The following is a 6,960-nucleotide window of genomic DNA, read 5'->3' as shown; positions in this document are numbered from 1 at the left end:
AGTTCATTATCGATATTGATCATATGCGGGATTTAATACATGAGAAATTTATGGAGTGCTCATCAAAAATTAGCTTTGCAAAGAGATGGATTGAAAAGTTTCTTAGTGAAAAACAGAAGTCCAAAATGTTGGGTGTTTGACTATAATTTAATTTCAGGAGACAATATCATGGAAATATCCGAATTCCAGAAATTCATGTATGACCTTTACGCACATAACGATAAACGCAGGGGTGGACCTGCCACGACACTCTGGTTGGTCGAGGAGGTCGGAGAGCTCGCAGAGGCTATTCGCAGGAATGATATGGAAAACCTAAGGGAAGAGCTTGCTGACTGTTTTGCGTGGATAGGTGCATTGGCGAATCTCTATGATATTGATCTTGAAAAAGCATTTCTGGAAAAATATCCGCTCGTATGCCCGACCTGCAGGAAGAATCCGTGTATCTGTACTGATTGATATTTGAGACCTATTTTCCAGGTCTGCCTTATTTTCTTATTTATTTTTGCCCTTATCTTTCCATTTCTTTGATCATTTTCTTAGGCCACAGCTCACCTCCTCTTACAACATTACAAACAAACACATAATTTGCAAAAATAATGCGGGAAGTTATTTATGCTATCTTTCTTCTATATCATTGGTGAATATTTATGGACAAATCCCAAAAAATAGTGGGATGTACATTACTATTACTTGTTATGTTCGCATCAGTGATGTCCGCTGGCTGTCTTCGGGACTTTGAAGATAATAGCCAGCTTGAGATCGCAAACGTGGATATCTCTTCAGATAAAATAAGAAGTAGCTATGTAGATCTCAATGTTACGACCGAAATTAAGAGTCGATTCGCAGATAGTGACAATGTATCCCTTCTTCTGAAGGTGTACGATAAAGACACTGGTTTTCTTGATATGCAGCGAGATGTTTTCATAGGATCTGTGGAAAACGGTGAAACGGTATTCATCCCCATAGAAATCTCACTTTTGAAAGAAGGTGGTTATCGAATGGAGGTACAGCTTCTTGAAGACGATCAGAAAAAAAGGTCTCGTCGTTTGGATATCTCAAATCTGGATTCTTTAACTCCCGATGTGGCGGATATTGGGATCGAGATAGGAGATGTTGATTTTATCGTAAAGGGTGTCGTTGACAGCAAGGTTGAGTTGCAGGCGGACATCTATCTTTCAAATGAAGGTCGCGATAGGAGTGGTGATTACAGAGTACTTGTCAAGGCACGGGAAAGAGATGCCAGCCTGCTTGCAGATAAAGCTTGGACCAATACAGGTTCTATCCTTCCTGAAACAACAAAGATAATTTCAGTGGGTCTGACAGTTCCTAAGAATTACAATTACATTGTCGATGTGATCATCTGGGACAATGATACGATTATCAAGCGTGGCGAGAGTGAAATTCAGCTAAGTCCTGAAACTGTTCTTGACAAAGATACCGTTGTTCAGAAAAAAGTGATCAATGCAGAGGACTTTGAAGAGATCCTTGTGGAGGAAGTTTCCGAGGAGTCTGCTGAAGAGGAACTCCCTGGGTTTACCATCTTGTTCGCGCTGGCTTTGATATTAAGTGTTGTAGTCATACACAGGAGGAGATAATAATGGATGAGAATATACCAAATCAAAAACCGAATATGGAATACTATTTCAGGTTAGGTGTTTTTGGACTTGCAATGATCTTTTTGATCTTGTCAGCATTCCAGCTCTATATTTCCATAGAAAGTATCATTTATACCTGGTTTGAGCATCAGTATGTTCCGATAGTCAGATCATTTGTCAATCTAGCAGTATTGGTTCTTAGCGTCTATATCATAAGGCTCTATTTTGTGAACAAATGAGTGAGTTTTTCTCCCTCATTTTTGAATTTCAATCCTTCTATTTTTTGTGCTTTGCCTTGTCTAATCACGCTTATATATGTTCAGTTGTTTGATAGCAGTTATATAAGTCTTGATCATTGAAACTTTATCGGACACGCTGTGAATACAATGAACGAAAAACCTGAACTTTTGGCTCCAGCAGGAACCTGGGACTCCTTTGTGGCTGCTGTAGAGAACGGGGCTGATGCTGTCTATCTCGGAGCGAAGGCGCTGGGTGCGAGGGCTTTTGCCGGAAATTTCACTCTTGAAGAGATAGGCGAGGCTGTGGATTATGCCCATCTTCGTGGTGTCAAGGTCTTTGTGACCGTCAATACCCTTGTTAAAGATATGCAGATGAAAAAAGCAGCGGATATGTTGTGCTTCTTTAGTGAATGCGGGGCGGATGCTGTCATTGTTCAGGATATCGGTCTGCTTCATCTGGCAAAGGATATAGTTCCTGATCTGCCTATACACGCAAGTACACAGATGACCGTTCACAATAGTGAGGGTGTTCTTTTTCTTGAAGAGCTTGGTGTCAAGAGGATCGTACTTGCAAGGGAGATGTCGATCGATGAGATTAGGCAGGTAAGGGAAAAGACCAACGTTGAGCTTGAAACGTTCATTCATGGCGCTCTTTGCATATCTTATTCAGGACAGTGCCTTTTGAGCAGTGTCATTGGCGGTAGGAGTGGAAATCGTGGGCAATGTGCCCAGCCATGTAGGAAATCCTATGAACTGCTGGGGTATGAGGGTGCTGTGAGCACAGAAGGTCCTTATCTTTTAAGTCCTAAAGACCTGAGCAGCAAAGACGTTCTTCCGCAGCTTATTGAAGCGGGTGTTTCTTCTTTCAAGATCGAAGGGCGAATGAAAAGGCCCGAATACGTTGCGGGTGTTGTTGGCATATACAGGACATTGATCGATCGTTATTTTGATGATCCTGAGTCGTATTTTGTCTCTCCTGACGAGTCGCTGGTGCTTGAACAGCTTTTCAACAGGGAGTTCACTGATGCTTACCTGAAAGGCTCCAGGGTCGGGATGATGAGCCGGGAACAGCCATACAGTAGAGGATTGGTTGCAGGTAGTGTTATAGGCTACAATGAAGAAGATAGACGTCTAATCGCGAACCTTTCCACAGAACTGGAGCTTGGCGATGGTATTGGTCTCGAGGGTATGGAAGGTGCAGGAGAGAACATAACCCAAATGGTCATGAACGGGGAGCAGGTAAGTTCAGCTAAGGCCGGAGATGTCGTTGAGATATCATTTGGAAGGGAACTTCCTGAAGGTTCAATGATCTTCAGGACCATGGATCGGTCTCTGATGGAATCCCTAAAACGTACGTTCACATCCTCAAAGCCTATCAGGAAGGTTCCGGTGGCCATTAAAGCGGATGTCACTGCCGGTTCGAACATTGCTCTTGAAATGGAAGATGTGGATGGTAATTGTGTTTATGTTCTATCGGATTATGTGGTCGAGGTTGCACAAAAGAGGCCTACCGATAAAGAGCAGATCGAAAAACAGCTTTTGAAACTGGGTAATTCTGTTTTTGAGGCTTCCTCGATCGATATTAAAATTTCCGGTGAGGTGTTCATCCCTATCAAACAGCTCAATGATGTGAGAAATAATGCTGTTTCCCTTCTGGGCGCTGCAAGGATGGAGAAATGGCATCGCCCGGAGCATGGTAAATGTGTTTTGCCTGATGTGCCTTGTGAGGGGCAGAGTTCTGAAAAGCCATTGCTTGTCGTTAGTGTTGACACTCTCAAGAGGCTGAATGCAGCTATTGAGGGTGGTGCCGATGTCCTTTATGTCGGAGGGGAATTCTTCAGGGGACGTAAGTATATTGATCTGGAAGAGGCAGTCACCATCTGCAAGGACAATGGCCGCAGAGTTTATGTGAACAGTTCCAGGATCGTGTCGGAAGACGATATGGATGCCGTGAGGGAATTGTTCGGACTGGCAAAGGAGCTTGAAGTTGATGGCGTGGTCGTTTCCAATTATGGTACTTATCATCTTGCCATGGGCTTTGGTCTTCCTGTGGTTGCGGACAGTCCCATGAATGTCTTTAATGTCCGTTCCTATGCTGCAATGAAGAAGCTTGGTGCGGCTTCGGTGGTTCTGTCTCCTGAAATGTCAATTGCACAGGTCGAAGAGGTCGCAGAATGTGGGCCTGTTGAGTGTATCGTGCATGGTCGCCAGGATGTCATGGTGTCACGCTATTGTATGCTTGGCGATCTTTTCGGGAACAAGGACGGATGCATTAAGGTCTGTGAGGAAGAGGATTTTGAGCTGGTCGATGAACTGGGTTACTATTTCCCTTTGCTGGTGGATTCGGATTGCAGGATGCATGTGCTTAACTCCAAGGAACTTTGTATGCTCGAGAACATGGATATTCTCCTTCGGGCAGGCGTTGCAGCCATAAGGATCGAGGCAAGGACAATGGATGTGGAGCTGGTGAAGAAAGTGACCCGCCGCTATCGTGGGGTTCTGGACGGTAAAAAGGCCGGGCGCTGTAAGGATATTACGGATGGCTATACTGCGGGACATTACCTGCGAGGTGTGGTATGAAGGTATTTCTGTCCGGCTCAATTCGCGGGGGGCGGCAGATGCTTCCCACTTACCAGTTCATTTGCAGGTCCCTGAGAAATAAAGGGCATGAGGTATTGAGCTGGCATGTTGCGGATAGTGAGGTCGAAGGTAAGGAATCCCTTTTGACGGAGACTCAGATATATGAAAGGGATATGTCCTTTTTGCAGGAAAGCGAATGTATGATCGCAGAGGTCAGTATGCCCTCCATTGGTGTTGGTTATGAGGTATGTTCCGCGATCAAAAAAGGCATTCCTATAATGTGTGTACACATGCCGGATTCCAATGTTTCTGCAATGTTGCTTGGGAATACGTATACTGATATCTCTGTAAGGGAATATGGGGATAATTCTGAGCTGGAACTTATTCTTAATGGGTTTTTGAGTTCTTTTAAAAGCAAAAATTAAATACCTTTGATATATATTTTATATCGATCAATATGGTAATGGAACTGATAATAGTACTGGTTGCAATAATTGCGGCCCTTATATTGTACAAAGTGCTTAAGACCATCAAGAATATGGTTGTAAACACGGTGCTTGGCATCGTTATCCTTCTTGTGGCAAAGTTCGTGCTGGGGATACACATAGCATTCACCTGGGTAACTATACTTGTGTGTGCACTGGCAGGAGTTATCGGTGCCTTGCTTTTAGTGCTTTTAGCTTACCTTGGTATCACTTTCTGATACCTTTTGAATGATGCCGTTAATCATGTGGCGGGTATAGGACTCGCCTTTAAATATTTTTTTTGTGATCACATCATTGATGTCGTTCGTGGCGAATCCACTGAAAAGGTTTTGAAGCTCTTCCTTTGTAAAATAGTGATAGATTATGCCGCTCTGGCGAACAAATGTGTGTTCTTCGACCTCTTCTCCGCCATATCTCATGTCCTCTATGCCGAAGACCTCGAGGAATATCATGCCCCCGGGCTTTAAGACACGTTCAAATTCACAGACCGCTGTTTCTCTTTCTTTTCTGAGAAGGTGCTGCAACACTCCAAAACAGACAATGGCATCAAAACTGTTGTCCTGGAACGGAAGGTCGGTGATCGAAGCCGTGGAGTGGTGTGCTTCTCTATTTCTTTTTGCAAGGTACTCTCTCGAAGCTGTTAATGCCTTTGTGGATACATCGATACCCGCACAATTGTAAAAATTAGATAAGGGTAGAAGGTGTCGACCGTTTCCTGATCCGGCATCAAGGATGCGGCATTTTTCAGGTATTTGTGAGCGTATCGCATCGATGGGTGCTGCTCCGCCCCATTTCACATGGGAGTATTCGTCCTCCCATGCTGTGAAATGAGATATGGTCGTTTTACCTTCTGTCATATTCAGGGTCGGTACAAAGCTGCTTCACTGAAGCGCTTTGCAAGGAAGTCCTGGTCGATGGATGAAAGGAACCATCCTGCTTTTGGACCCGATTGCTGGCCAAGTACTGATGTATAGATGGCCTTGAACATATCCTTGGGGTTTATCTCCACCTCATCAACGCTCAGTTTTGCAGCTATCTTCGTGTTCAGTTCTGAACCTGCTTCCTTTGAAGAATAAACAAGGTTATGATAATCTTCACCTGTCAGTTCTCCACTATTCTCGATGATCTCCGATACTGCACCGAGGAATGCTTTCTGTTCATCTGTGAGGCTGGCTGTCTCTTCAGGCAGTTCATCCTTCACGCTGAACTTTGCAAATGGGGGTGCGTACATGTCAAGCCAGTTAGAGACATTGGTTACCAGTTCCCTGATGCACTTCTCGTTTGTGGTGTCGTAGCCGGCACGTCCAATGATCTTCATGATCTTGTCGAAGTCCCCATGTGCGACCTGGGCAATGGTGGTCATGTGCTTGAACGGGATATCGGTATGACAGATGCCTTTTGCGTGTGAGAGCTCCAGTACGCGCTTGTTAAGGCCTTCGATCTCAGCGTTCGAGTTGAGACGTTCATATTCGTCCACAAGTGTCAGCAATGGCTGTGCAGGGTCGAACTTGATGTGTTTTTCAGGCTTTGTGCGCATGATGAGGTAACGCAATACTTCCGGAGGTACTACTTTAAGCATGTCGGAGATTGACACGACAACGCCGCTAGATGATGACATTGCTCCCTTTTGTCCGAGCATGATCCATTCATAGACTATAGGCTGTGGTGGTTCGTGGTCGAATATCTCCCGTACGATCCTCTTTCCGGTATCGTATGAACCGCCTCTTGAAGCATGGTCCTTTCCGAAGGGTTCGACTGTTACATTCAGCATCTTCCATTTTGCAGGCCAGTCCACACGCCATGTAAGCTTTCCGCCGCCGATCATTGAGACCGTGCCGGAGTGTCCGCAGGAACATTCATAGTCAACGGTCTCTGCATCTGCATCGAATCCGGTGACCGTCGCGGTATTAATCTTGCCACATTCCTAGCATATGGGATTGAAAGGACTCCACTCAGGAAGTACATCCTTTCCTGATACTTCTTTCAGGATCTTTGCGATATCATCTCTTTTGATGAGGGCTGCCTTGATGGCTTCGACAAACCTTCCGCTCTTGTAAAGCT

Annotated in this window: 7 protein-coding genes and 1 pseudogene; 6 read left to right on the top strand and 2 right to left on the bottom strand. The window is 44.8% G+C overall.

Annotated elements, in window-relative coordinates:
• Positions 1–168: 168 nt before the first annotated feature.
• The 6 genes from KDK67_RS13060 (at position 169) to KDK67_RS13035 (ending at position 5,117) form a co-directional block, all read left to right on the top strand.
• Positions 169–456: a MazG nucleotide pyrophosphohydrolase domain-containing protein gene (locus KDK67_RS13060; RefSeq protein WP_250869257.1), complete on the top strand. Its 288-nt coding sequence runs from the start codon at positions 169–171 to the stop codon at positions 454–456.
• 191 nt (positions 457–647) lie between these two features.
• Positions 648–1,595, top strand: coding sequence for a DUF7490 domain-containing protein (locus KDK67_RS13055; protein ID WP_250869255.1), 948 nt, complete (start codon positions 648–650; stop codon positions 1,593–1,595).
• 2 nt (positions 1,596–1,597) lie between these two features.
• Positions 1,598–1,834, top strand: a complete 237-nt coding sequence (locus KDK67_RS13050) for a DUF8060 family membrane protein (protein ID WP_250869254.1) — start codon at positions 1,598–1,600, stop codon at positions 1,832–1,834.
• Between the two features lie 147 nt (positions 1,835–1,981).
• The gene (locus KDK67_RS13045; RefSeq protein ID WP_250869252.1) at positions 1,982–4,414 is read left to right on the top strand and encodes a U32 family peptidase; all 2,433 of its coding nucleotides are present in this window, start codon (positions 1,982–1,984) and stop codon (positions 4,412–4,414) included.
• Positions 4,411–4,839 carry a nucleoside 2-deoxyribosyltransferase gene (locus tag KDK67_RS13040; protein WP_276575163.1) on the top strand — a complete coding sequence of 143 codons (429 nt, stop codon included), beginning with the start codon at positions 4,411–4,413 and terminating at the stop codon, positions 4,837–4,839. The genes KDK67_RS13045 and KDK67_RS13040 overlap by 4 nt, the downstream gene beginning before the upstream one ends.
• A gap of 38 nt (positions 4,840–4,877) precedes the next feature.
• Positions 4,878–5,117 (top strand): pro-sigmaK processing inhibitor BofA family protein, encoded by a 240-nt coding sequence (locus KDK67_RS13035; protein WP_338101270.1) that lies wholly within the window; start codon positions 4,878–4,880, stop codon positions 5,115–5,117.
• On the opposite strand, the gene KDK67_RS13030 is transcribed toward KDK67_RS13035, so the two are convergent.
• Together KDK67_RS13030 and lysS are read right to left on the bottom strand one after the other, a co-directional pair.
• Entirely contained in the window at positions 5,091–5,756 is a 666-nt protein-coding gene (locus KDK67_RS13030; protein WP_250869247.1) for a class I SAM-dependent methyltransferase, read from the bottom strand. The two genes, KDK67_RS13035 and KDK67_RS13030, sit on opposite strands and share 27 nt — an antisense overlap.
• A gap of 2 nt (positions 5,757–5,758) precedes the next feature.
• Positions 5,759–6,960 (bottom strand): annotated as a pseudogene (lysS, locus tag KDK67_RS13025) (lysine--tRNA ligase); the annotation flags it as partial.

Origin of the sequence: Methanococcoides seepicolus (genome assembly GCF_023684405.1) — an archaeon.
In the GTDB taxonomy this organism is placed as follows: domain Archaea; phylum Halobacteriota; class Methanosarcinia; order Methanosarcinales; family Methanosarcinaceae; genus Methanococcoides; species Methanococcoides seepicolus.
The sequence above is the reverse complement of the archived record's forward strand: the minus strand, read 5'-3'. Positions and strand labels throughout refer to the sequence as shown.

Excerpts from the sequence above, each read along its gene's own strand:
- KDK67_RS13060 (WP_250869257.1), top strand. The coding sequence starts at position 169 with ATGGAAATATCCGAATTCCAGAAATTCATGTATGACCTTTACGCACAT.
- KDK67_RS13055 (WP_250869255.1), top strand. The coding sequence starts at position 648 with ATGGACAAATCCCAAAAAATAGTGGGATGTACATTACTATTACTTGTT.
- KDK67_RS13050 (WP_250869254.1), top strand. The coding sequence starts at position 1,598 with ATGGATGAGAATATACCAAATCAAAAACCGAATATGGAATACTATTTC.
- KDK67_RS13045 (WP_250869252.1), top strand. The coding sequence starts at position 1,982 with ATGAACGAAAAACCTGAACTTTTGGCTCCAGCAGGAACCTGGGACTCC.
- KDK67_RS13040 (WP_276575163.1), top strand. The coding sequence starts at position 4,411 with ATGAAGGTATTTCTGTCCGGCTCAATTCGCGGGGGGCGGCAGATGCTT.
- KDK67_RS13035 (WP_338101270.1), top strand. The coding sequence starts at position 4,878 with ATGGAACTGATAATAGTACTGGTTGCAATAATTGCGGCCCTTATATTG.
- KDK67_RS13030 (WP_250869247.1), bottom strand. The coding sequence starts at position 5,756 with ATGACAGAAGGTAAAACGACCATATCTCATTTCACAGCATGGGAGGAC.